The organism is Corynebacterium sp. ZY180755 (genome assembly GCF_054331495.1).
On sequence record NZ_CM135811.1, the window covers coordinates 407,377 to 430,576 of the forward strand.

The 23,200-nt window shown below is 54.1% G+C and carries 24 protein-coding genes; 19 read left to right on the plus strand and 5 right to left on the minus strand.

Annotation, left to right across the window (positions count from 1 at the left end; genetic code table 11):
• Positions 1–324: 324 nt before the first annotated feature.
• A complete protein-coding gene (locus ACXM2N_RS01900) occupies positions 325–1,086 on the plus strand; it encodes an NUDIX hydrolase (protein ID WP_458489476.1) in 762 nt (253 codons plus the stop codon).
• Positions 1,087–1,708: 622 nt separating this feature from the next.
• Positions 1,709–3,715, plus strand: coding sequence for a type I pullulanase (gene pulA / locus ACXM2N_RS01905; protein WP_458490953.1), 2,007 nt, complete (start codon positions 1,709–1,711; stop codon positions 3,713–3,715).
• Between the two features lie 85 nt (positions 3,716–3,800).
• Here pulA and ACXM2N_RS01910 read toward each other — a convergent pair whose 3' ends face one another.
• Positions 3,801–5,417, minus strand: a complete 1,617-nt coding sequence (locus ACXM2N_RS01910; protein WP_458489478.1) for an alpha-amylase family glycosyl hydrolase — start codon at positions 5,415–5,417, stop codon at positions 3,801–3,803.
• 845 nt (positions 5,418–6,262) lie between these two features.
• Between ACXM2N_RS01910 and ACXM2N_RS01915 the strand changes: the two genes are divergently transcribed.
• From ACXM2N_RS01915 to rplE, 7 genes are all read left to right on the plus strand, one after another.
• Positions 6,263–7,501 (plus strand): extracellular solute-binding protein, encoded by a 1,239-nt coding sequence (locus tag ACXM2N_RS01915; protein ID WP_458489480.1) that lies wholly within the window; start codon positions 6,263–6,265, stop codon positions 7,499–7,501.
• A gap of 186 nt (positions 7,502–7,687) precedes the next feature.
• Complete coding sequence (locus ACXM2N_RS01920) at positions 7,688–9,103, plus strand: carbohydrate ABC transporter permease (protein WP_458489482.1); 1,416 nt, start codon at positions 7,688–7,690, stop codon at positions 9,101–9,103.
• Positions 9,104–9,111: 8 nt separating this feature from the next.
• The gene (locus ACXM2N_RS01925; protein ID WP_458490955.1) at positions 9,112–9,966 is read left to right on the plus strand and encodes a sugar ABC transporter permease; all 855 of its coding nucleotides are present in this window, start codon (positions 9,112–9,114) and stop codon (positions 9,964–9,966) included.
• A 99-nt stretch (positions 9,967–10,065) separates the two neighbouring features.
• Complete coding sequence (locus tag ACXM2N_RS01930) at positions 10,066–10,815, plus strand: hypothetical protein (protein WP_458489484.1); 750 nt, start codon at positions 10,066–10,068, stop codon at positions 10,813–10,815.
• 367 nt (positions 10,816–11,182) lie between these two features.
• Positions 11,183–11,551, plus strand: a complete 369-nt coding sequence (gene rplN, locus ACXM2N_RS01935; RefSeq protein WP_458489486.1) for a 50S ribosomal protein L14 — start codon at positions 11,183–11,185, stop codon at positions 11,549–11,551.
• A 3-nt stretch (positions 11,552–11,554) separates the two neighbouring features.
• Complete coding sequence (rplX, locus tag ACXM2N_RS01940; RefSeq protein WP_458489488.1) at positions 11,555–11,869, plus strand: 50S ribosomal protein L24; 315 nt, start codon at positions 11,555–11,557, stop codon at positions 11,867–11,869.
• A 2-nt stretch (positions 11,870–11,871) separates the two neighbouring features.
• Complete coding sequence (rplE, locus tag ACXM2N_RS01945; RefSeq protein WP_458489490.1) at positions 11,872–12,438, plus strand: 50S ribosomal protein L5; 567 nt, start codon at positions 11,872–11,874, stop codon at positions 12,436–12,438.
• Between the two features lie 84 nt (positions 12,439–12,522).
• Here the strand turns inward: rplE and ACXM2N_RS01950 are convergent, their stop codons facing one another.
• Positions 12,523–12,954 (minus strand): OsmC family protein, encoded by a 432-nt coding sequence (locus tag ACXM2N_RS01950; protein WP_458489492.1) that lies wholly within the window; start codon positions 12,952–12,954, stop codon positions 12,523–12,525.
• Between the two features lie 91 nt (positions 12,955–13,045).
• Between ACXM2N_RS01950 and ACXM2N_RS01955 the strand changes: the two genes are divergently transcribed.
• From ACXM2N_RS01955 to rplO, 8 genes are all read left to right on the plus strand, one after another.
• Complete coding sequence (locus ACXM2N_RS01955) at positions 13,046–13,417, plus strand: ArsR/SmtB family transcription factor (protein WP_458489494.1); 372 nt, start codon at positions 13,046–13,048, stop codon at positions 13,415–13,417.
• Between the two features lie 478 nt (positions 13,418–13,895).
• Positions 13,896–14,303 (plus strand): hypothetical protein, encoded by a 408-nt coding sequence (locus ACXM2N_RS01960; protein WP_458489496.1) that lies wholly within the window; start codon positions 13,896–13,898, stop codon positions 14,301–14,303.
• 529 nt (positions 14,304–14,832) lie between these two features.
• A complete protein-coding gene (rpsH, locus tag ACXM2N_RS01965) occupies positions 14,833–15,231 on the plus strand; it encodes a 30S ribosomal protein S8 (RefSeq protein ID WP_458489498.1) in 399 nt (132 codons plus the stop codon).
• Between the two features lie 15 nt (positions 15,232–15,246).
• Positions 15,247–15,783 (plus strand): 50S ribosomal protein L6, encoded by a 537-nt coding sequence (gene rplF, locus ACXM2N_RS01970; RefSeq protein ID WP_458489500.1) that lies wholly within the window; start codon positions 15,247–15,249, stop codon positions 15,781–15,783.
• 2 nt (positions 15,784–15,785) lie between these two features.
• Entirely contained in the window at positions 15,786–16,190 is a 405-nt protein-coding gene (rplR, locus tag ACXM2N_RS01975) for a 50S ribosomal protein L18 (RefSeq protein ID WP_458489502.1), read from the plus strand.
• 40 nt (positions 16,191–16,230) lie between these two features.
• Positions 16,231–16,857 (plus strand): 30S ribosomal protein S5, encoded by a 627-nt coding sequence (rpsE, locus tag ACXM2N_RS01980; protein ID WP_458489504.1) that lies wholly within the window; start codon positions 16,231–16,233, stop codon positions 16,855–16,857.
• 3 nt (positions 16,858–16,860) lie between these two features.
• Positions 16,861–17,046, plus strand: a complete 186-nt coding sequence (gene rpmD, locus ACXM2N_RS01985) for a 50S ribosomal protein L30 (RefSeq protein ID WP_458489506.1) — start codon at positions 16,861–16,863, stop codon at positions 17,044–17,046.
• A gap of 3 nt (positions 17,047–17,049) precedes the next feature.
• A complete protein-coding gene (gene rplO / locus ACXM2N_RS01990) occupies positions 17,050–17,496 on the plus strand; it encodes a 50S ribosomal protein L15 (protein ID WP_458489508.1) in 447 nt (148 codons plus the stop codon).
• 459 nt (positions 17,497–17,955) lie between these two features.
• Here the strand turns inward: rplO and ACXM2N_RS01995 are convergent, their stop codons facing one another.
• The 3 genes from ACXM2N_RS01995 to ACXM2N_RS02005 all read right to left on the minus strand — a co-directional run bounded on the left by ACXM2N_RS01995 (position 17,956) and on the right by ACXM2N_RS02005 (position 20,961).
• On the minus strand, positions 17,956–19,035 hold the full coding sequence (locus ACXM2N_RS01995; protein ID WP_458489510.1) for an alkene reductase: 1,080 nt from the start codon (positions 19,033–19,035) through the stop codon (positions 17,956–17,958).
• A gap of 221 nt (positions 19,036–19,256) precedes the next feature.
• Positions 19,257–19,901, minus strand: a complete 645-nt coding sequence (pcp, locus tag ACXM2N_RS02000) for a pyroglutamyl-peptidase I (protein WP_458489512.1) — start codon at positions 19,899–19,901, stop codon at positions 19,257–19,259.
• Positions 19,902–20,034: 133 nt separating this feature from the next.
• On the minus strand, positions 20,035–20,961 hold the full coding sequence (locus ACXM2N_RS02005) for a formate dehydrogenase accessory sulfurtransferase FdhD (RefSeq protein ID WP_458489514.1): 927 nt from the start codon (positions 20,959–20,961) through the stop codon (positions 20,035–20,037).
• Between the two features lie 273 nt (positions 20,962–21,234).
• Between ACXM2N_RS02005 and secY the strand changes: the two genes are divergently transcribed.
• Together secY and ACXM2N_RS02015 are read left to right on the plus strand one after the other, a co-directional pair.
• Positions 21,235–22,557: a preprotein translocase subunit SecY gene (secY, locus tag ACXM2N_RS02010; RefSeq protein WP_458489516.1), complete on the plus strand. Its 1,323-nt coding sequence runs from the start codon at positions 21,235–21,237 to the stop codon at positions 22,555–22,557.
• Positions 22,557–23,102, plus strand: a complete 546-nt coding sequence (locus ACXM2N_RS02015; RefSeq protein ID WP_458489518.1) for an adenylate kinase — start codon at positions 22,557–22,559, stop codon at positions 23,100–23,102. Before secY ends, ACXM2N_RS02015 begins: the two co-directional genes overlap by 1 nt.
• Positions 23,103–23,200: the final 98 nt, after the last annotated feature.

Below are 23,200 nucleotides of genomic sequence, written 5' to 3' on the forward strand. Positions count from 1 at the left end.
GATAAACACACCCGAGAGAACATGGCGATAGAAATCCTAGAATCTAGGGGTGCATGTGATGTGTCGAGAGGGAAGGGACAAAAAACTAAACTTTGAGTGTGTTTTGAGGAACTTTGGGCGTAAAAAGTGCACAAAGTTTAGAATTTTGTCCCTGCCTCACCAAGTCCCACCTCCACCGTGTGATCCCCATGACATACCGATACGTGCTAGCAGGATTCTGGCGCGTGTACCGCAGAGCACACACCGCTCAGCGTTTATCCAGGCAAAATTTCAGTGGCTCCCGCCCTTGGTGAGGAAACCTAGAATCGCGGTAGCATTCTAAACATGTCCCCAGAAGAGTTTTTGCCAACTGGTCCTCTCCGTGACCACGCAGGTGTGGCGAAGTTTCGTCATGAAGCAATCGCCGTTGTGCTGCGTAGCCACCCCAAGGAAGGCTTTAGCTTCCTTGCAACCAAACGCCAGCGAGCACCCTTTGAAGGGAAGTTGGCGCTGCCCTCAGGGCCAATGGAAGTCAATGAAACTCTCGAAGACGCGATTCTGCGCCACCTCAGCACCAAAGTATTCTTGCAGGCACCCACTCACATTGAGCAGTTGGGAACCCAATCAAGTCCCACCCGTGACCCATTTGACCGCACCGTTGCCACCGCCTATATGGTTTTGGTGGCATGGGATCAGAAGTGGGAACTGCCAACGGGCGTTGAGTGGATAAACGTCAGTGATGCTGCTCAAGAGGATTCCACACCAATGGCTTTCGACCACGGCAGTCTAGTCCGGCTGGCAGCAGGGCGCCTGCGCGCCAAACTGTCCTACACAAACGTGGGGTATGCCTTGGCTCCTAATGAGTTTCGCATCTCAGATCTGGCCAATTCCTACGCATCCATCCTCGGCCATGAGGTCTCCGCTACCAACCTGCAGCGCATTCTGTCCCGCCGTGGGCAGTTGACGGCAACTGACAAGAAATCCGCGCCGGGAACTGAAGGTGGACGGCCTGCAAAATTGTTTCAGTTTGCCCAACGCAGCCTAGTAATTACAGACCAATTTGCCACTCTGCGCCCGCATGGCGTGCCACAATCTCACCTCACTTAAGGCGTGATGTGTGGTGTTGGCTACTGCCTGCTGACTGGGGTGCGCATTATCTCAGCGAATCAAGTAGAGTTTCCGCCGTATAAGTGACACAAGCTCGAGATTGAAAAGGCACACAGTGACTCCTCAGAAGCCATTTAGTTTCAGGAACGCCCTCAAAGGTTTGGGATTCGGTGGAAGAAAAACCGAGGAGCACGCAACTGAGGACACGGCAACTCAGGAGCCAGTAGCTGCCGCTTTCTCAGCAGATGCCCCAGAGACTGACCAGCCGCTGGCTCCTGAATCCGAGGAATCTTCAGGCCAAGAAGTGCAGGCTGAGTGCGTAGAAGAGGTCTCAGGGCGCGTTCCCAGTGCGCAGGAGCCGGTTGACGTTTACGAGCCCGCAGTAGTTGAAGATGCAGAGCCGCTGGATGCCGCTGCACTCATTCGCGAAATTGATGCCAAAGCTGTGGCGTCCGGAATCAGCGAGGAACCTACGCCACTGTTTCATGAGGCTGTCGCACAAGCCCAGGTAGGGGAGTTTCAGATTGAATCTGAAGCGGAGCACGCAGCGGTAGAAGATCACGTAGAGCCAGTGGGCGAGACTAAAGAGCCAGCGGCTGTGAAGCAGTACTCCAATGAGGAGCTGCATTCCCCCGAGTTCAATGACGCGTTCTACTACGACGGCAGTTTGGGCGTTCGTTTCCGCGAGACCCATACGATCTTCCGTTTGTGGGCACCTACCGCCCAGTTCGTTACCCTGCACCTGCATACCGGTGAAATGAGCGGTGATTATCAGCTCGAACTGGGATCACAGGGCGTGTGGGAGACATCTATCCCTGCCAAGATTGAGGGCAGCCATTACACCTACGAGCTCTCCTTCCCTGATGGCACCGTCAACCACACTGTGGATCCCTACGCGCGTGCAGCGACGGCAAACGGTGAGCGAGGCGTTGTTGTGGATACCCAAGAATTGCTTGGTAGCCCGCACCGCATGCCAGCGTTTAGCAATCCGTGTGACGCTGTCATTTACGAAGCTCATGTGCGTGATCTCACTATCGGCCGGAAGAACGGCATCAAGAACAAAGGCAAGTTTGTTGGGCTCCTGGAAGAAGGAACCAGGACTACTGAGCGAAATAACCCATCTGGTCTGGATTACATCTCATCTCTGGGCATTACGCACCTGCAGCTGCTTCCCATTTATGACTTCGGCTCAGTGGATGAGACCGGAAACCTTGAATTTGGGGCGCAATATAACTGGGGCTATGACCCAGTGAATTACAACGTTCCCGAAGGTTCCTACTCTGTGGATCCATCTGATCCGATGCTGCGCTTGAAGGAGCTTCGTCAGCTGGTGGATAAACTTCACCAGCGGGGTATTCGCGTGATCATGGATGTGGTCTACAACCATGTTTATGACGTGGACACTAATCCGTTGCAGCTGACGGTGCCTAATTACTTCTTCCGAATGACGGAGGATGGGCAGTTCCATAATTCCACTGGTTGTGGCAATGAAACAGCGTCTGAACAGTTGATGATGCGCAAGTTCATTATTGACTCGGTGGTGTACTGGGCCAAGACTTTCGGCCTTGACGGATTCCGATTCGACCTCATGGGCATTCACGACGTAGATACCATGAATGCCGTCCGTGCAGCCTTGGACGAGATTGATCCATCCATCATGATTATCGGCGAGGGCTGGGAGATGGGTGCTCACCCGCAGGGCGTTGAGGGCGCCAACATGAACAACGCTAAAAATATGCAGCGCATTGCGGTGTTCAATGACAGCTTCCGCGACGTGGTGAAAGGCTCGAACTTTTCCATCGGCGATCCAGGTTTTGTGTCCGGCAACGCTTGGTTCAAGGTAAATGACGATGACCCATGGGCGTGGCCTACGGGCGCGGCGCGCGCACTGTACCGCAACATGGTGGGCGGCCAGATCGTTCGTGATTTCACCGCCGCGGATCAGTCTGTGGTCTACAACGAAGCGCACGATAACTGGACCATGTTTGACAAGCTCTCTGGCACGAGGACCATCGAATGGAGCCACGAGCAAGAGATCATCTACCGCCATGTCTTGGCAACCTCGATCCAAATCTTGTCCAACGGCATTGTGTTCATCCACGCTGGCCAAGAGTTTATGCGCACCAAGTATGGCGAGGAGAATTCTTACGCTTCTCCTGACCACATCAATTTCTTCGATTACGATCGCGCTGAACGCTATGCGGGCCCAGTAGAACTATTTAAAAACCTGCTGGCATTCCGCAAGAAGTGGGCGTTCCTCAGGGAGAATGATTACCGCACTATTAACCAGCGTACGAGCATGATCTTTGCTTCTGGCCTGCGTCTTAGTTATCGCGTAGCTAACGCGTTTGGTCCAGGGCGTGATGCGATGATCATCATCAATGGCGCAGATTCGCATTGGCATCATCCGGTGTCACCTGGCTATTACCGAGTCCACATCAATGATGGCTACGTAGTTGGGGAACCGCTGCCGTTCCGCCTCGACAGTGAGTTTGTGGTCTCCCCAATCAATCTCACTGTTTTGGAGGAAATCGTGGGTGAGGAAGAGATCGCCACCATTGAGGCCGAAAAAGCTGAGTGGGAGAAGGCTCAGGAGGCGTTGAACGACAGCGACGAGGTCGCGTCCTAGCGTTCCACCGCACCATGGGGCTCCTTGCTGAATGTGAGAGCAAAGAGCCCACAGGTGTTGTGGCCTAGAGTCCTGCTTCCGACGTTTACCGGCCCAACTGAATGACGGCGCCGCTCAGCGGCGGCAACGCCAGCGCGGTGCCGTCTAGGGTTGCGTCGCCAAGCGCGAAGATGACCTCGCCTTCGGACGGGATGTCCATGCCATCTTCTTGCTCTCCGGCGTTGAGTGCGATGACGTAGCGATCATTTTCATCCGAGCGGCTGTAGCGCTCGAACGCGAGGATGCGCGAGTTATCGTGTGCCCACAAGAACCGGAAGTAGGCGTCAGCCTGCAGAGTTGGGTGGCCATGGCGCAGGGCGATGAGTGCGCGCACATAGTTGAGGAGGGAATGAGGGTCCTTCTCCTGATCGGCTACATTTGGGGCGTCTTTTTCTTCTTCCACAGGCAGGTACAGCTTCTCGGCCTTACGGACGGTGGAGAAACCCTTATTTCTCTTCGAATTCCACTGCATAGGAGTGCGGGAACCAGTGCGGTGATAGCCGCCCTCTTTGGTGGGGAGGTCGCGATACTTGAGACCGATCTCGTCGCCGTAATACAAAAATGGTACGCCCGGCATGGTGAACAGGAAGATAAAGAAGAGCCTGCGCTCCGCCTCCGTGAGGCGAGGTGCGAGCCTAGGGGTGTCATGATTGCACGACATGAAGCTGAAGTAGCCTAGATCCTTGGTGGAATCGTATCGTGGCCAATACTCATCGATGAAGCCCTGTGGTGACGTGCCGGACGTCTGCTTGAAAAACGACAGATCGTCAGGGCCAGTGAGCTGATCCTCGGTGTCTCGAGTAAGTTGGTTGTAACCGTTGTGGCGCCAATCCAGGTAAAAGTCCATGTTGAACCCCGCATCGAGGGCTTGCAATGGGGTTCCCCACTCGGAGACGAAGGCTGCCTCAGGGTAGTCCTCGCGGAAACGAGAGAAGATATCACGCCAGACTTCCTGGGTGTGGGATTTTTCGTCATCATCAAACTTGACGAGCGAATCCGCCATGTCCACTCGGAATCCATCGGCGCCTTTGTCTAGCCAGTAGCGAATGATCTTGACCATTTCCTCGCGGTTGGCCATTGGTCCTTCGTCATGGGGATCCTGCATCCACGGCTTCTTCCTATCACCAAAACCGTAGTTCAACGCAGGTTGCGCCTTGAAGAAGTTCAGGATGTAGGTAGCCGCCCGTTCGGACTCACCGCCAATAAAAGGCAGGCCCTCGCCACCTTCAAACGCATGAGAGGTCCACACGTAGCGGTCAGAAAACTCGTTGGGCTCTGCCTTCTTCGATTGCTCAAACCATTCACATTGCTCACTGGTGTGACCGGGCACGAGATCGAGCAAGACTTTGATGCCCCGCTTGTGGGCTTCCTTGAAGAGCTTTACTAGGTCTTTTTCTGACCCGTAGCGCTTGGCTACCTTGTAGTAGTTGCGGACGTCATAGCCTGCGTCCACAAAAGGGGAGTCGAAACAGGGATTGATCCACAGTGCGTTAGCTCCGAGGGACTGGATGTAGTCCAGTTTGGACGTGATGCCCTGAAAATCGCCGATACCATCGGCATCAGTGTCACAGAATGTCTGGGGGTAGATCTCGTAAAATACTGCGTCGTTTAACCACGAAGGAGCAGTGTTTCGGCCATTGAATGGATTGGAACTGGTAGACATGGCCCCGATTCTAGACACCGTTCAAGGGTTTAGCGCGAAGGGATCCAATGCGCAGCCGCCACGACATGGGCGAGCAGGCGGTAGTTAACTGATCTGCCCCTAGGAAAAGTCACGGTCGGCTATTCTATTGTGCCTTCTGTGGGGTGCGGCCAAGGCGGCGGGGCTTAGGGCCGCGCACACTTACGTGTTTGCGCCGACTCGACGTAGGTTCGCGGTGACGGAGCGGCGAGACGCTACGCCAACGCCGACATGTGCCGACATCGGCCGGAATCATGCGTGGGGATGTGGGGGTAATTTGCTGCCGTAATGGGGGTAGTGCGGTGAAGCTTACGGAGCAACCCTTTCACCTGATTAACGCTTCCGCTCGGTGGGGCCTATGCCCGAATGTTTTTGATTATGTGGATTTAAAAATGCAGGCATTAGGAACATTTGTAACGTTGCCGTCTGCCATTTGTGCACTTAAGGGCGGTAGGCATCGTTTGGCTGTGATAAGTCCGTTATTAAGTCTTCATTCTATCGACCTATTGAAAATTGGGATTGCTGGGTGCTGCGCATCTGCTGGGGGTAGAGCGGGGGCGTTCCGTGCGTGAGGACTTAGTAACTTGGGTCACAATACAGGATGTGATGGGTTGGGGTCACTGTGCTTTAATCGGGGAGTGTCAGGTGATCGCCGGATGAATGGCAGAGGACGGATCTGAAATTCACTGAAATCGGTAACGATTTCATGGTGATCGTGAGCTCCAATCACATTGGGGCATTTGAAAAAAGGGCGAAGGCAACAACCCAATCGCTAGACCCGAGGCCTTCGATCAACCCTCACAAAAAGAAAGTGGTGAATGTTCGCTATGTTTAACTCGCGAAAGGTCACGGCAGTTGCAATGGCTGCTTTCCTCGGCGGTGCAGGCCTCGTAGCTTGTGGTTCCGAGGACTCTGCAACCGTTGACAACGCTGAGGCTGTAGCAGATGGACCAGTAACCCTGAGCGTGTGGACCTCTCAGGAGGATCAGGCAAACGATGATGCCTGGCTGCAGACCATGCAGGCCAAGTTCAAAGAAGCAAACCCAGATCTCGATATCACCTTCGAAAACTCCGTGGTGTCTTCCGCGGACGCTGGCACCACCGTAAACCAGGACCCAGCTGCAGCTGCTGACGTCTACTACTTTGCTAATGACCAGCTTGGCTCTCTTCTGGAAGCTGGCGCGATCGGTCAGTTGTCTGACTCCGGCGCCGCCCAGCTTTCTGAGCAGGCATCCGAGAACATGGCAAACTCCATCAAGGGTACTGACGGTGAGGCTTACGGCCTTCCAGTCGAGCCAAACACGTGGTTCATGTACTACGACACTTCCAAGCTGAGCGAGGAGGACGTCAAGTCATTTGACACCATGTTGGAGAAGGCAAAGGTCTCCTTCCCGATGTCTAACTCTTGGTACCTGCCAGCGTTCTACGCAGCAGCAGGCGCAACCTTCTTCGGTGAGGATGGTCTGGACGAGGAAGCCGGCATTCAGCTTGGTGACCGCGCAGCTGAGGTAACCGCTTACCTCGCAGAGGTTGCCCAGAACCCTAACTTTGTTAACGATGCCGATTCCTCTGGCCTGGGTCAGCTGGGTAAGGGCGTTGACGTTGTATTCTCCGGCGCATGGGATTCCGGCACCGCTAAGGAAGCCCTGGGCGACAACTACGGCGTAGCAAGCCTTCCAACGTTCAATCTTGGTGGCGAGGACCTGCAGATGAAGGCTTTCTCCGGCTCCAAGGCGATCGCTTACAACCCAAATACTTCTCATCCACAGGTAGCAGCTACCTTCGCTGAATTCCTGGCATCCGCTGAGTCTCAGAAGGTGCACTTTGAGAAGAATGGTGTAATACCTGCGGACCAAACCCTATCTGAGGATGCAGAGGTTTCCGCTGATCCAGTTGCGGCAGCTCTCTTCGACACTGTTGAAAACGCAACCATCCTGCAGCCAACCTTCCGCGCAATGTCTGACTTCTGGGATCCAGCAGACAACTTTGGTAAGGCACTGGTTAACGGCGAGGTAACCAAAGAGAACGCAGCTGAGAAGACTGAAGCTTGGCAATCTGCTTACTAAGAAGAAACTAGTTCCCCAACAGGGAGAGTGACTGATCACCATGGGCCCGTACGCTTCCTTTGCAGCAAGAGGCGTACGGGCCCATTTCCTGTGAGACATTCACTTACTCAGTACTTCGCAGCTTCCCGTTTAGTTTGATCAACTCGAGCCCTTGGGCTTCGAGGATCTGAGAAAGGACGTGGGCCCATGACGGTAGGGCTCCAGCCGGCGGACATATCGGACGCCAAGGCGACAAAACCAAAAACGCTCAAGAAAGTAGGCGAAAACCCCAATGAATATGGAGTAGGGGAGTCCTGGCTTAAGGGCGATATCTTTACCAAGCTATCTTTATTCATATTCGGACTGGGCAATTTCGCTCGAAAGCAGTACGTCAAAGGTGCTGCGTTCCTGATCATTGAGATCATCGCGATCGCGGCGTTCATTCTGAAAGGCATTGATGCCCTAGCGGAACTGCCTAGCCTAGGCAGTGGCGAGAATACTCGCGAGAAAGTGAATGGTTTCTGGGTTTACACTCAGTCGGATCCATCCGTAGTTATCCTCCTCAGTGGCGTGGCTACGGTATTCCTCCTTGTAGTATTCCTGTGGTTTGCCACTGTGTCCCTACGCAGTGCCTACAAGGCTCAGGACCAGGCGGAACTTGATGGGCGGGCACGCACTCTGAAAGAGGATGTGCGCGCACTCACTGACAGCGATGCCCCCATCTTGATGATGACGCTGCCAACCATGGGCATCTTGCTGTTCACGGTTTTGCCGCTGATTTTCATGATCACGATGGCGTTCACGAGTTACGACTCGGCTAATCCGAACAAGTTTGATTGGGTAGGTTTTGACAATTTCAAGACTGTCCTCTCAAACGAGGGTGGGGACGTCAACCTGAATCTGTTCGTGGGGGTCCTGACCTGGACTCTCGTGTGGGCTTTCTTTGCTACATTCCTGAACTACTTCTTGGGAATGTTCCTGGCAATGCTGATCAACCGCAAAACCACTCGCGGCAAGGCATTCTGGCGCGCAATTTTCTCACTGTCCATTGCAGTCCCACAGTTCGTCTCCTTGCTTGTGCTGCGCTCCATGTTGCAGCCACAGGGTGCTATTAACCGACTCCTGATGGACCTGGGGTTGATTGATTCCGCGCTTCCGTTCTTTACAGATGCAACGTGGGCCCGAGTCACGGTCATCGTGATTAACCTGTGGATCGGCATCCCTTACACCGTCATGCAGGTCACGGGTATTTTGCAGAACATCCCTGGAGAATTGTACGAGGCCGCAAAGCTTGACGGAGCAAGCTGGTGGCAGACCTTCCGCAGCGTGACCATGCCGTACATGCTGTTCGTCATGACCCCGTATTTGATCACCACCTTCACGGCCAACGTGAATAACTTCAACGTGATCTATCTTCTTTCTGGCGGCGACCCAACACCAGTTGGCGCTTCCGCGGGCAAGACAGACCTATTGATTACGTGGCTGTACAAGCTGACGGTGGACAAGGGTGACTACAACGTTGGTGCCGTAATCGGTATCTTTACCTTCCTTGTCCTTTCTGTGGTGGCTTTGATTACCTACCGCCGTTCCGGCTCCTACAAGAATGAGGAGGGATTCCAGTGAGTAAAAAGATGCACGACCAAACTAAGTCACGCAAACTCACGGACATCTTAGTCCACCTGTTCCTCGCGATTTTGGCCATCATTTGGGTGCTGCCAATCGTCTGGGTTGTATTGGCTAGCTTTAACAAGCACACCGGTCCGTATGCACCAACGTTCTTCCCAACGGAGTACACCTTCGATAACTACATCCATCTGTTTACGGAACGTCAGGTGCTGGACTTCCCGCGGATGTTTTTCAACACCTTCATCATTGCGGTCTTCTGCTGCCTGATCTCAGTGCTCTTTGTTCTGATGGTGGCTTTCTCCCTGAGCCGCATGCGCTTCAGGTTCCGTAAAACCTACATGAACGTTGCCCTGATCTTGGGAATGTTCCCAGGCATCATGTCGGTTGTGGCAATCTACTTCATCCTGAAAGCGATGGGATTGACCGAGGGCAACATGACGATTGTTGCGCTGATTATCGTCTACTCGGCCGGATCTGGTGCAGGCTTCTACATCATGAAGGGATACATGGACACTATTCCTGCATCCCTAGATGAGGCTGCATATTTGGATGGCGCAACCAAGTGGCAGGTTTTTACCAAGATCACGCTTCCCATCGCTAAGCCAATGATCGTATACCAGGCCATTGTCGCGTTCTTGACCCCATGGCTGGACTTCGTTTTGGCCAAGGCGATTGCGCGTACTCAAGACAACTACACGGTTGCCCTAGGCTTGTGGAAGATGCTTGAAAAGGAATACATTCAAGACTGGTTCGCGCGCTTTGCTGCCGGCGCAGTGTGCGTCTCCATCCCAATCGTCATTCTGTTCATTGTGATGCAACGCTTCTATCAGGAGTCCATGGCTGGCTCTGTCAAGGGCTGATCCAGCATCGCTATACCGCAGCGGGTACGAAGATCGAGAACTTCGTGCCCGCTGTATTACTGTTACAACCTCGAGTAGCACCGAGGGAGAGGATTCACCATGGCATCAACTATGGCTGCACCGGGAAAGGGATTGAGCCTAGAAAAGCTCATTTTTATTGCACACGTCTTCCTTTTGCTATCCTGCGCGGCGGCGGCACTCCTTCAAGCGCGCGTGGATAACGTTGCGGATGCAAGCCTGTCTGAATTGTCGGCAGCTGTTGTGCTTGAGGCGATTTCGTGGGGCGCTTACCCAATCATTTCCTTCGTCCTGTTGGTGGTTTATAAGATAACCGCCTACAAAGGGTTGCTGTTTTGGCTGACACTAGGGGCCGCACTCATCTCGGAGTTTCCGCATGACCTCGCGTTTGGGGGAGTGTGGGTGGACATGACTCAGCAAAGCCCGATGTGGGCGTTGCCGCTCTGCGTCCTCATTGCGCTTGTGTGGGACCAGAGCAAAAGGTCAGAAAATCCGGGTGCGCGTTTCCTGATTCGCGCCCTGATTCTCATTATCTCTGTGGCATGGGTGTTGATATTTAACATCGGGCTGAAACTAACCTTCGTTTACTTAGGCTTGGTGGTTATCGCCTTCTTCCTACTCTTCATGACACTGTGGGGTAGAGAGAACACCATGATGCTGACTGCCGGAATGCTGGGAGCCGCCTTCATTGTTACTCCAGCTATTGGTGTCATTTTTCTTCACTACCGTTCACCTGTGATTGCGGAACGGCACCGAGTTCCAAATCCGGTGTGCCTCAGCTTCTATCCAGCAATGCTGTTCATTGCAGCACTCGTTGGCCTGATTCTTTAGGTGGGGTTGATGCTGGACAGTACCGCGAAAAATGTGATGACCATCGTTGCTGAGGATCGTTAAGAGCAAGATGTCATCGCTGCGCTAAGGAAAGGCGTGGTGGGGCGGTCTTTTGAGGCGGAGGAAGCGTTTGCATTCTGCGTCGCTACATGATTAAATAGTCGGGTTGCCAACGCAACGTCGTTTAGTGATGCATGTTTCCGAGCGGAGCTAGACGAAACCCCTCGGATCAATGAGCGCAGGTTATCTGCGCTTTACCGTTGCCAGCATTAACTGCTGGGTGTGTTGGGAACTGCAAGAATTTTTAGACCGCGTGTGCGCAGGACGGAAATCTGGCACACATCAAATCCAGGTCAGGAGACCCATAGTGATTCAGCAAGAATCGCGTCTGAAGGTCGCTGACAACACCGGTGCACGTGAGATTCTGTGCATCCGTGTTCTCGGTGGATCTACCCGACGTTTCGCTGGCATTGGTGACGTCATCGTCGCTACTGTCAAGGAAGCAACCCCTAACGGCAACGTAAAGGCCGGCGAGGTTGTTCGCGCTGTAGTTGTTCGCGCCAAGAAGGAAACCCGTCGTCCAGACGGCTCCTACATCAAGTTCGATGAGAACGCAGCAGTTATCATCAAGAACGACAACGAGCCACGTGGTACCCGTATCTTCGGCCCAGTTGCTCGTGAGCTTCGTGACAAGAAGTTCATGAAGATCGTTTCTCTCGCACCGGAGGTGATCTAACTTATGAAGATCCATAAGGGCGACATGGTTGTCGTTATTTCCGGTCCAGACAAGGGTGCTCAGGGTAAGGTCATCCAGGCTTTCCCTAAGACCAACAAGGTTCTGGTTGAGGGCGTAAACCGCATCAAGAAGCACGTTGTTAACTCTGCTCCAGAGCGTGGCGCTGAGTCCGGCGGCATCGTTACCCAGGAAGCTCCAATCCACGTTTCTAACGTTATGATTCTGGACGCTGAGGGTCAGCCTACCCGCATCGGCTACCGCTTCGATGAGAACGGCAAGAAGGTTCGTATCTCACGTCGTAACGGGAAGGACATCTAAAAATGAGCGAGAACTACACTCCACGTCTGAAGACCCGCTACCGCGAGGAAATCCGCACCAAGCTGAATGAAGAGTTCTCCTACGAGAACGTCATGCAGATCCCTGGTGTTACCAAGGTTGTTGTCAACATGGGTGTTGGTGACGCCGCACGTGACTCCAAGCTGATCAACGGTGCACTTGAGGACCTAGCTCTTATCACCGGTCAGAAGCCAGAGCTTCGCCGTGCTAAGAAGTCCATCGCAAACTTCAAGCTCCGTGAGGGCATGCCAATTGGTGCACGCGTTACCCTTCGTGGTGACCGCATGTGGGAATTCCTCGACCGTCTGCTGACCGTCGCGCTCCCACGTATCCGTGACTTCCGCGGTCTCTCTGACCAGCAGTTCGACGGCCACGGCAACTACACCTTCGGCCTGACCGAGCAGACCATGTTCTACGAAATCGACGTAGACAAGGTTGATCGCCCACGTGGTATGGATATCACCATCGTTACCACCGCGACCAACAATGACGAAGGCCGCGCACTGCTCCGCGAGCTGGGCTTCCCTTTCAAGAAGCAGGGCGACAAGTAATCTTGTTTCTCTAGCTTGAAAAAGCTCTGAATAACACCCTTGAGGTTATCTCCTCAAGGGTGTTATTTTTTCGGTCAGGGACAGTTACTTCTTCACTTCGAAGGTTACTTCCGTAGGGTTTGCCACGGTTCGGGAAACCGTACACTCCTTGTCGTGGGAGATGGCGACCAAGCGCTCGACCATAGATTCAGCCTGCTTGCCCTTCTCGTCGTCCGGGAACCGAACATCAAAAAGTGCGCGTACCGACGCCAATCGCGACGCCCCTGACTCCAATACTCTGTCACCTTCAACGTCTACAGTGAACCTCTCGGGTTCACTGCGTCGCGACGTCACCACGTCCACATCCACCGCGGCGCAGCCCGCCACGGCGGCCAGCAGCAATTCAACAGGGGAGAGTAAGCCCTCACCCGCACCGAACTCTATGGTGTCACCGTTGGCGTTTGTAGCCCTGTAGTGCTTTTCACCTACCCGCTCCATGGATACCGAATAACGTTGTGTGATCTCTGGGTTGCTCATGGTCACAACTGTACTTCCACAAAGGCAGAAGCCTCCTGCACTTAACTAGACTGATAAGAGCACGGGCGACGGAACAAGTAAGGACACAGCTATGGTTGATTTGTCGAGGGAACCGGACCATCACTACGACACTGGCGTCAGCATCGACGACATAGCCGAAGCATGGCTAGATACTTTCAAGCTGGTTTCCGATCCCACGCGTCTTAGACTCCTGTTGTCCATGCATTACCGCGGCCCGGGTGAGGCCACCACCAGCGACCTAGCCAAGATGGCAGAGGTGAAGCTGGCGACAGCCTCGGCGGCTCTTAAAACAATGGAAGCCCAAGGTGTGGTGAAGGCCAGCAAGGAGGGTAGGGAAGTGCGTTATTCCCTGATCAGCCATGAAGTGCACCATTTACTCCACTACATTGGCGGCACCCATGCCCATGAGGATCGTAAAAAGAGTCAGCAAAAAACGGGCTAGTTGGTTTGCACAATTCGGCAGTCTCACGTAGGCGCAGTGACACGCCTAAGATCAACCACCGACGCCTGCAGATCAGCGGCTCGCTTGGTGCCGGAATTTCTAGGTCCGCAGTATTTGCAGAGCCAAAGCATGGTCCAAACAAGGCACATGGGCTTAGCAAATTACATAGAACGCGTATTTGCGGACCTGAAGCTAACTGGCGCCGCCTCCGTGTTAGCAATAGTAGTTCGATCGCCAACTACCGTGATGCGTCCGTGGCGCCGCGAAGCATGCCGGAGTGCACCTAACACTGGTGTGGTGGTAAGCCAAAGAAGAACGGCGGTGAAAAAGGCGCGCCCCTAATCCCACGCTAGCGGATGGTCGGTGATGGAGCGAAGCATGCCAGTAACGCATCTAACACTGAAACGTGGTGCCACGGCAACGACCGCAGTGACTGTGGAAAAAGGCGCGCCCCTAATCCCACGCTAGGGAGGTGGTGATGGAGGAAGAGCCAGTAACGTCTACTGAAACTTCCACGGCAACGACCACAGTTACTGTGGAATCGGTAACCGAAACGGTCACGTCGACAGTGCGTGAGACCGTTACAGCAGAACCTGAAACCGTCACTGCGGCGCCGGAAACTACCTCCGTTACCGTGACGGCAGCTCCTGAAACTATCACTATCACTGAGCAACCTGAGACGGTTACTACTACCGTTACCGAGGTTGCTGGAGAAGTTGCTCATACTGACACGAATGCAACTGATGCAGATGATGATCAATCTTCCCTGCAAAAATGGTTGTCCATCATCTCAGCAGTAATTGGGGTGCTGGGATTGATTGGTGGCTTGTGGTACCTAATCGAGGAAAAGATCTCACCGTTTTTGAATAACCTACTCAAGCGCTAGTTAACGGATAGAGCGCCTCGATCGCCTAACAGAACCTCATAACGTACTGCGCCTGATTCTCACTCATGGTAAGTGGGGTCAGGCGCAGTTTTCTTTGTCTGCAGTGTTCTTATTTTGAAAGGCTACTTATGCACGCAAAGCTTGTCTCAGGTAGTGGAAAGCCGCGGAAACTCCAGGCCCTCAAGCTGTTTAGTGGCTTCTGAGACTCATTATCGAGGGATGATATTCAGTGAAGTGTCGAACGGCTGACGAATTTTAAAGAAAGTCTTGTGGAGCAGGGGTGATGTGTACTAAGCTCAACACTCGGACTTTTTGCGCGCTTTTGCGCGCCCAAATTCCGCTTGTACGTTTTGAAAACCTACTTTGTTGTAGGCCCCCCGCCCCCTTATAGCGACCGTGCGAAAACACATGGGTAGCGAGCAACCAGACTATTGAGTACTGGAAGCGTGAAAGTTGCCCCTTTGAACACGCGGTAACGCCTCGTGGGGTAGGAGGAACCGCAACGAGAAAGGCATGAAGGTCACTTTCCATGACCATGACTGATCCTATCGCAGACATGCTGTCTCGCGTGCGCAATGCAAACCATGCGCACCATGACTCCGTGTCTATGCCTTCCTCCAAGATCAAGGCAAACATTGCTGAGATCCTGAAGGCTGAAGGCTACATTGCTGATTACAACGTTGAGGACGCAAAGGTTGGCAAGACCTTGACTCTCGACCTCAAGTACGGCCCAAACCGTGAGCGCTCCATTGCTGGTGTTCGCCGCGTGTCCAAGCCGGGTCTGCGCGTGTACGCAAAGTCCAACAACCTGCCGAAGGTTCTCGGCGGCCTGGGTGTGGCTATCATCTCCACCTCCTACGGCCTGCTGACCGATCGTCAGGCTACCGAGAAGGGCGTAGGCGGAGAAGTTCTCGCCTACGTCTGGTAAGGGAGGAGCGTAAATATGTCACGTGTAGGTAAGGCACCTATCGCTATCCCATCCGGCGTCGAGGTAAAGATCGACGGCCAGAACGTTGAGGTTAAGGGCTCCAAGGGCACCCTCAATGTTGTTATTCCAGAGCCAATCGTGGCTTCCCAGGAAGACGGCCAGATCGTAGTATCCCGTCCGGATGATCACCGCCGTTCTCGCTCTATGCACGGTCTGTCCCGTTCCCTCATCAACAACATGGTTGTTGGTGTGACCGAGGGCTACACCATCAAGATGGAAATCTTCGGTGTTGGTTACCGTGTTGCGCAGAAGGGTAAGGACCTCGAGTTCTCCCTGGGTTACTCTCACCCAGTGCTGATTGAGGCTCCAGAAGGCATCACCTTCGCCGTAGACGGCACCACTAAGCTGTCCGTTTCCGGTATCGACAAGCAAAAGGTTGGACAGATCGCTGCTATCATCCGCCGCCTGCGTAAGGACGATCCTTACAAGGGCAAGGGCATCCGCTACGAGGGTGAGCAGGTCCGTCGCAAGGTCGGAAAGACGGGTAAGTAAGCATGAGCAACAACGAAAACAATGGCAAGCGTCTGCCAGTAGGCAAGGACATTTCCACTCGTCGTCGCGTAGCTCGCGCACGTCGCCACTACCGTATCCGCAAGAACATGCGTGGTACCGCAGAGGCTCCACGTCTTGTAGTGCACCGTTCTTCTCGCCACATGCACGTTCAGGTCATCGACGACCTGGCAGGCCACACCTTGGCTGCGGCATCCTCCATCGAGGCTGATGTACGTGCATTCGAGGGTGACAAGAAGGCTAAAGCAGCTAAGGTTGGTCAGCTGATCGCTGAGCGCGCTAAGGCTGCTGGCATCGAAGCTGTCGTCTTCGACCGTGCGGGCTACAAGTACCACGGCCGCGTTGCAGCGCTGGCTGAGGCTGCTCGTGAAGGTGGTCTGAAGTTCTAATGATCACCATTTCCATGAACATCAACGGAAGGATTGCGTAATGCCGGGACGTGAACGGCGTGACGGCGGACGCTCCGCCGACGACAACCAGAACAAGAACGAGCGCCGCGGCGGCCGCCGCGACGATCGTCGTAACCAGCAGCAGGACGAGCGCTCCCAGTACATCGAGCGTGTTGTGACCATCAACCGCGTTTCCAAGGTTGTGAAGGGTGGTCGTCGCTTCAGCTTCACCGCTCTCGTAATCGTTGGCGATGGCAAGGGCATGGTCGGCGTTGGCTACGGTAAGGCTAAGGAAGTTCCAGCTGCTATCCAGAAGGGTGCAGAAGAGGCTCGCAAGAACTTCTTCCGCGTTCCAATGGTTGGCGGCACCATCACTCACCCAGTTCAGGGTGAGGCAGCAGCAGGCATTGTGATGATGAAGCCAGCAGCTCCTGGTACCGGTGTTATCGCCGGTGGCGCTGCTCGCCCAGTTCTCGAGTGCGCAGGTATTCAGGACATTCTGTCCAAGTCCCTGGGCTCCGACAATGCTATCAACGTAGTTCACGCTACGGTTGCTGGTCTGAAGCAGCTCGCTCGTCCAGAAGAGGTCGCTGCCCGTCGTGGCAAGACCCTGGAAGAGGTTGCTCCAGCCCGCATGCTGCGCCAGCGCGCAGGACAGGAGGCTTAAACCATGGCTCTCAAGATTACCCAGAACAAGGGACTCGTGGGCGCTAACCCAAAGCAGCGTAAGAACATGGCTGCACTGGGTCTCAAGCGCATCAACCACTCCGTAGTCAAGCAGGACAACGCAGCAACCCGTGGCATGATCAACATCGTTCGCCACATGGTTACTGTCGAAGAAGTGGCAGGGGAGTAAACAATGAGCGATCCAATTAAGCTTCATGACCTGCGCCCAGCTAAGGGTGCAAACAAGGCTAAGACCCGCGTAGGCCGCGGTGAGGCTTCCAAGGGTAAGACCGCTGGTCGTGGTACCAAGGGCACCAAGGCTCGTAAGCAGGTTTCCGCTGCTTTCGAGGGTGGCCAGATGCCAATCCACATGCGTCTGCCTAAGCTCAAGGGCTTCAAGAACAACAACAAGGTTTACTACCAGGTTGTTAACGTTTCTGACCTGGAGAAGGCATTCCCTAACGGTGGCGACGTCACCGTGGCTGACATCGTTGCAGCAGGCCTCGTGCGTGCAAAGCAGCCTGTCAAGGTTCTCGGCAACGGTGAGCTCAGCGTCAAGCTGAACGTTACCGCTGAGAAGTTCTCCAAGTCTGCTGTTGAGAAGATCGAAGCAGCTGGTGGCTCTGTTACCAACGCTTAATCTTTAACGCAAAGATTTGACAGATAACTCCCTGTCCAACCGAACACGGTAGGACAGGGAGTTTTTGCGTCCCAAAATCTCTGGTGCGGCTGCCCGCCAACAGTCCGAACCCCTAGCAGGCCAGAATTGCAAGTAGAGTCTTCCCTGATTCTTAAGATTTCCTAGGTCTTATAGCGCTATTTGCTAGAGGTAATGAGCCAATTTTGATTCCCATAATTAATTTGTATCTTTGGCGCTGAAAGACTCATTGTCCTCTTGAGGTAATCATTGGCCTCAAAGCATAGCTGGTGGTGAGGACGTCACTGGGACCGGAGATAAGTGAGACTTCAAGCATTACGCAAAGAGCCCTCGGCTTAATCGTTGCCGAGGGCTTTTGTGGCGTCCAGACTCACAATGGAATGAACACGCTAAGTCACTACTAGGGAGTACTGAAGCGTGTTGCCGATGTAGTGGCTGTATCTAGCCTTGGTAGAAGGGGTAATCCGTGTAGCCACGGGCTCCGTCTGTGTAGAAAGTGTCCTGGTCAGCTTCGTTTTCCGGTAGATCCTCACGCCAGCGGCGTACCAGGTCTGGGTTCGCGATGACTGGGCGACCGACGCTGACTGCATCGGCAAGACCGTTGGAGACCAATGCCTGAGCATCGTCGCGGGTGGTGATGGTGCCAAAGCCAGTATTTGCAACGAAAGGCGCATCGATGGCCTCGCGGATAGCTTGCACCAGATCACTGGCTGGGTCTGCGTTGAGGATATCCACGTGGTGCAATTTTAAGTCGGAAATGCTCTCTGCTAGCGCCAAGTAGACGTCTCGGGTGAGGGCGTCGTCGAATTCCTCCGCGCCCTGAATGTTGTGTTGCGGGGACAAGCGGAAGCCGGTGCGCTCGGGGCCGATTTCGGTGGCGACGGCACGGATAACCTCGGCCAACAAGCGTGCGTGGTTGGCTGGGGTTCCACCGTAACCATCCGTGCGCTTGTTGGAGGCTGGGGACAGGAACTGATGCAGCAGGTAGCCGTTGGCGCCGTGGATCTGCACCGCATCCATGCCCGCGTCAATGGCACGGCGAGCTGCCTTAACGAAATCTTGGATGACTTGCTGGATTTCTTCCTCGGTCAGCTCATGAGGTGCTGGCGAGTTCGCCTTGCCTGTGGAAATGCGGATTGGGTTCGGAGGCGCCAACGGGCTTGCGCCGACCGTGCGTCCAGTGCCGGTGAGCTCTGGGTGGGAAATGCGTCCACCGTGCATGATCTGCATGGCAATAGTGCCACCTTCAGCGTGGACTGCGGCAGCGATCTTCGCCCAAGCCTCCTGCTGCTCATCTGTTTCAATGCCCGGCTGGCCGTACCAGGTACGGCCCTCAATTACCGGCCACGTGCCCTCCGTCACGATCAAACCGACACTTGCCCGCTGGGCATAGTGGGTGGCCATCAAATCATTAGGTACGCCACCTTCACTGGCACGTAGACGCGTCAGCGGTGCCATGACTACGCGGTTACTCATCGTAGTGTTGCCAAGGGTGAGTGAATCGAAAAGGTTTTTACTCATTCACCCGAGGGTACCGTTAAACCCTCTTCCCGCCATCTGCTGTGAGCGAACAACGGATTCGGCCTGCTACAGCGCACTTTCCTCGTCTAAGCGTGGCAACGCACGGTGCCATTCTGGATGAGACGTGTCAATTGGCTGGGCGTTTCAGTTGTGATTAGCGCGCTCTGGTGCCGGTAATTGTGGTGCTGCGGCAAGCGGAAGCTGCCACGACTAGCTAGTTCCTAGTGAAGGCTGCCACCTTCGATAGCCACGTCCGTAGAGGTGGTAAGAACCGTTTCGATAGCAATCTCGATGGCCTTGGTTATTACGTCCAGCTCCACAGTTGGAACTTCACTTCCGAACCCTTGTTGGGGAATTGCCGGAATATGAATGAAGCCCGCGCGGGTGTGACGGTAGTCAGACTGTGCGAGGTGGTGCATCACGGCATAAAAAACGTGATTGCACACGAAAGTGCCTGCTGTATTAGATACGGAGGCGGGGATTCCTGCGTCACTAATGGCCTTAGTTATTGCCTTGATGGGGAGAGTGCTGAAGTAAGCGGCGGGTCCGCCAGCCACGATGGGCTTATCAATAGGTAGGGCGCCGGCATTATCGGGAATGCGGGCGTCATCAACATTGATTGCTACGCGCTCAGGGGTGATAGCCGATCGACCAGCAGCCTGGCCGAGCATGATGATGACGTCCGGCGCGATACTGTCCACAAGGTCGAATACGCTGGTTGCCGAACTATTAAAGACGGTTGGAATAACAGCGCTATGAACGTGCGCGCCAGAGATGGTGGTAGCTAGCTGGCCTACAACCAGTTCTGAGGGGTTGGTATCTGCATCGCCGAAGGCATCAAATGCCGTCACGAGTACTTTTTTCATAAGCGCTTTTCCTTGCTTAAGCTTTGCCCAATGAGGAGATTGGGGTTTAGGAGTGGGGAGGTGACCGTCTGAATGAGTAGTGGAAACCTCCATCCGCCTAGAGGGGATCATCCACATTCTCACTAGGAGACGTTTATGCCAAGTTTCCAGAAAAGACGAAGAAACGATCTGGTTGCGGAGCATGCACCAGAAGCATGCCGGTTTCTTGAGCAAGCTCTACCGCCAAGGCGCTGGGTTCCTTAGCAGACACTAAAGCTGGTACGCCTGCCTTAGCTAAAGCGGTGACTGTCTCGAATGTTGGTGCAATGGTTGTTACAGCAACGAGCCCTGACCGAGACTCCGTGTCTTCTGGGTAGTTCAGCAAAAGCCAGCCCGTGCACTTATACGTGGCGTTCAGCGGATGGATGTCTTCACGGGAAACTAGCTGCTGTGTGCTCTGCGTATCTTCCGTTTTCTGGTTGTATTCTCCGCTTGGCTGGCTGTTCGTGGACGCCTTCACAACAGTCATCCGTTCGACGGCTTGGGCAGCGGAAGAAACAATCGCTGTGGAGACTGAGGCCTCTATCTGCGCGACGCTGAATTCTGGGTCCAGCTGTGGCAGGGTAGGGGCTACATCCGTTACCTTGTCCGTTCCGCAAACACCACAGGAATTGAGATAGCGGGGATGGATGATATCGAGGCTTGGCATGCCGGTGGCATGAGGAAGCTCGGGAACCACCGTGAGGCTTGCTGCGGAGGAAACACCCTCGCCTTGATGTTGCTCTGCAAGAGCAACATCAAGGACGTTGTAGGTGTTTTCGCCAGCAGAATTAGTGCCCGCGCAGTAGCTGGCGCGGATGAGATCCTCAAGGTGTGCGATCTTGCCGTCGTCGAAAAGCAGGCCATGAAGAAGCTCAATGTCATGACCTGGCGTGCGCATAACTGAGTACACAACGTTGCCGTGCTGGCGGATCTCTAGGGGCTGTTCTGCAGGGAGTTTTACGCTGCGATTGGAGGAGTGCACGGTGTCTTTAGTGACATATACATGTGTGGCTCGGATTCGTGGTGTTTTTCTACTCATATTTGCTCCTCAGATTCGCTACCGCTTCACTGTATATCGCGTGGCTTAGAAGGTTGCTTGTGGCTCAAGCCTAATGAATATCTAAATGTGCATGTAGGCGGTCTGAGTGGTAAAGTGGGCGAGTCATTTATGTCCGTACTTTTTCGAATGAAAAAGTTAACTTGCACGAACAAATTCCCGCACAGAACAACACACATCTTTGGCTGCGAGGGTTCTCAGCTTTATCTCCGGCTCTAATCAACGTTGAGTTCAGTGTGGGAGCCAGGAGGCCAAGTGTCCGCCATTCTTCAGGCTTTTAAGGACGCTGATCTACGCAAGAAGATCCTTATCTCTATCGCGTTGATCGTTCTGTATCGTATTGGTGCGCAGATTCCTTCCCCAGGCGTGGATTACGCATCCATTTCTGGCCGAATCCGCGAGCTTACCCAGGAGTCAGGCAGCGTTTACTCGCTGATTAACCTGTTTTCCGGTGGCGCACTGCTGCAGCTGTCCGTCTTTGCAATCGGCGTGATGCCGTACATTACTGCGTCGATTATCGTCCAGCTTCTTACCGTTGTTATTCCTCGCTTTGAAGAGCTCAAGAAGGAAGGCCAGTCTGGTCAGGCAAAGATGGACCAGTACACCCGTTACCTCACACTCTTCCTTGCTCTTCTGCAGTCTGCGGGCATCGTTGCTCTGGCAGATCGTGAGCAGCTGCTGGGACAGGGAGTATCCGTGTTGGTAGCTGACCGTACGCTGTTTGACTTGATCTTGCTGGTTCTGGTCATGACATCGGGCGCAATGCTCGTCATGTGGCTGGGTGAGTTGATCACCGAGCGAGGCGTGGGTAACGGCATGTCCCTTCTGATCTTCGCCGGTATCGCTACCCGTCTTCCACAGGACGGCTTGAATATTCTGCAGTCTTCCGGCGGTGTTGTATTTGGTGTAGTGATTGCTGCGATCATCATCCTCGTCGTTGGCATTACCTTTATCGAGCAGGGACAGCGCCGTATTCCGGTCCAGTATGCCAAGCGCATGGTTGGTCGCCGTCAGTATGGCGGTTCCTCCACCTACCTTCCGCTCAAGGTTAACCAGGGTGGCGTTATCCCAGTCATCTTCGCGTCCTCTCTGATTTACATGCCAGTGTTGATCACGCAGATCGTGAACTCCGGTTCCCCTGAGGTTTCTGACAACTGGTGGCAGCGCAACGTAATCCAGTACCTTCAGACCCCTTCCTCGTGGCAGTACATCGTTCTGTACTTCGTACTGATCATCTTCTTCTCCTACTTCTACGTTTCGGTCCAGTACGACCCCAACGAGCAGGCAGAGAACATGAAGAAGTACGGCGGCTTCATCCCGGGAATCCGTCCGGGTCGCCCAACCGCGGAATACCTTGGTTACGTAATGAACCGCCTTCTGTTCGTTGGAGCGCTATACTTGGGCATTATTGCTGTTTTGCCGAACATCGCGTTGGACATGGGCGTAGGTTCTTCCTCCGCTAGTGCCACTCCGTTTGGCGGTACTGCAATTCTGATTATGGTTTCGGTTGCTCTGACCACGGTCAAACAGATCGAATCTCAGCTTCTGCAAAGTAACTACGAAGGACTTCTCAAATAATGCGACTAGTACTCCTCGGCCCTCCGGGCGCTGGCAAGGGAACCCAGGCAGCTATCCTCACCGAAAAGCTCGGTGTTCCGCACATCTCTACCGGTGACCTCTTCCGCGCCAATATTGGCGAAGGTACCCCACTTGGCGTTGAGGCAAAGGAATACATTGACGCCGGCAAGCTCGTTCCTACCGACGTCACCGCGCGCATGGTCAAGGCACGCTTGCAAGAATCCGACGCAGCAAACGGCTTCCTGCTGGACGGATTCCCACGTACCGTGGAGCAGGCCGACATCCTTGATGAGTTCTTGGAAGAGTTCGGCACCAAGCTGGACGGCGTTGTTAACTTCCAGGTAGATGAGGACACCGTTGTCAAGCGCATGCTTGCACGCGGCCGTGCAGACGATAACGAGGAAACCATCCGGACCCGTCTTGAGGTTTACCGCAACGAGACTGCACCTCTGATCGATCACTACGGTGAGCAGATCATCCCAATCAAGGCAGAGGGCACAGTTGAGGAAATCAACGAGCGCACCCTCAAGGCGCTGGGTAAGTAAATACAGCCTAGAGTCTTATGGGCCTGAGTCACATGTGGTGATCAGGCCCATTTTTCATGCCAAAGTTTGGGGTCTAAAGTAGCCAACAGTGTACGTGG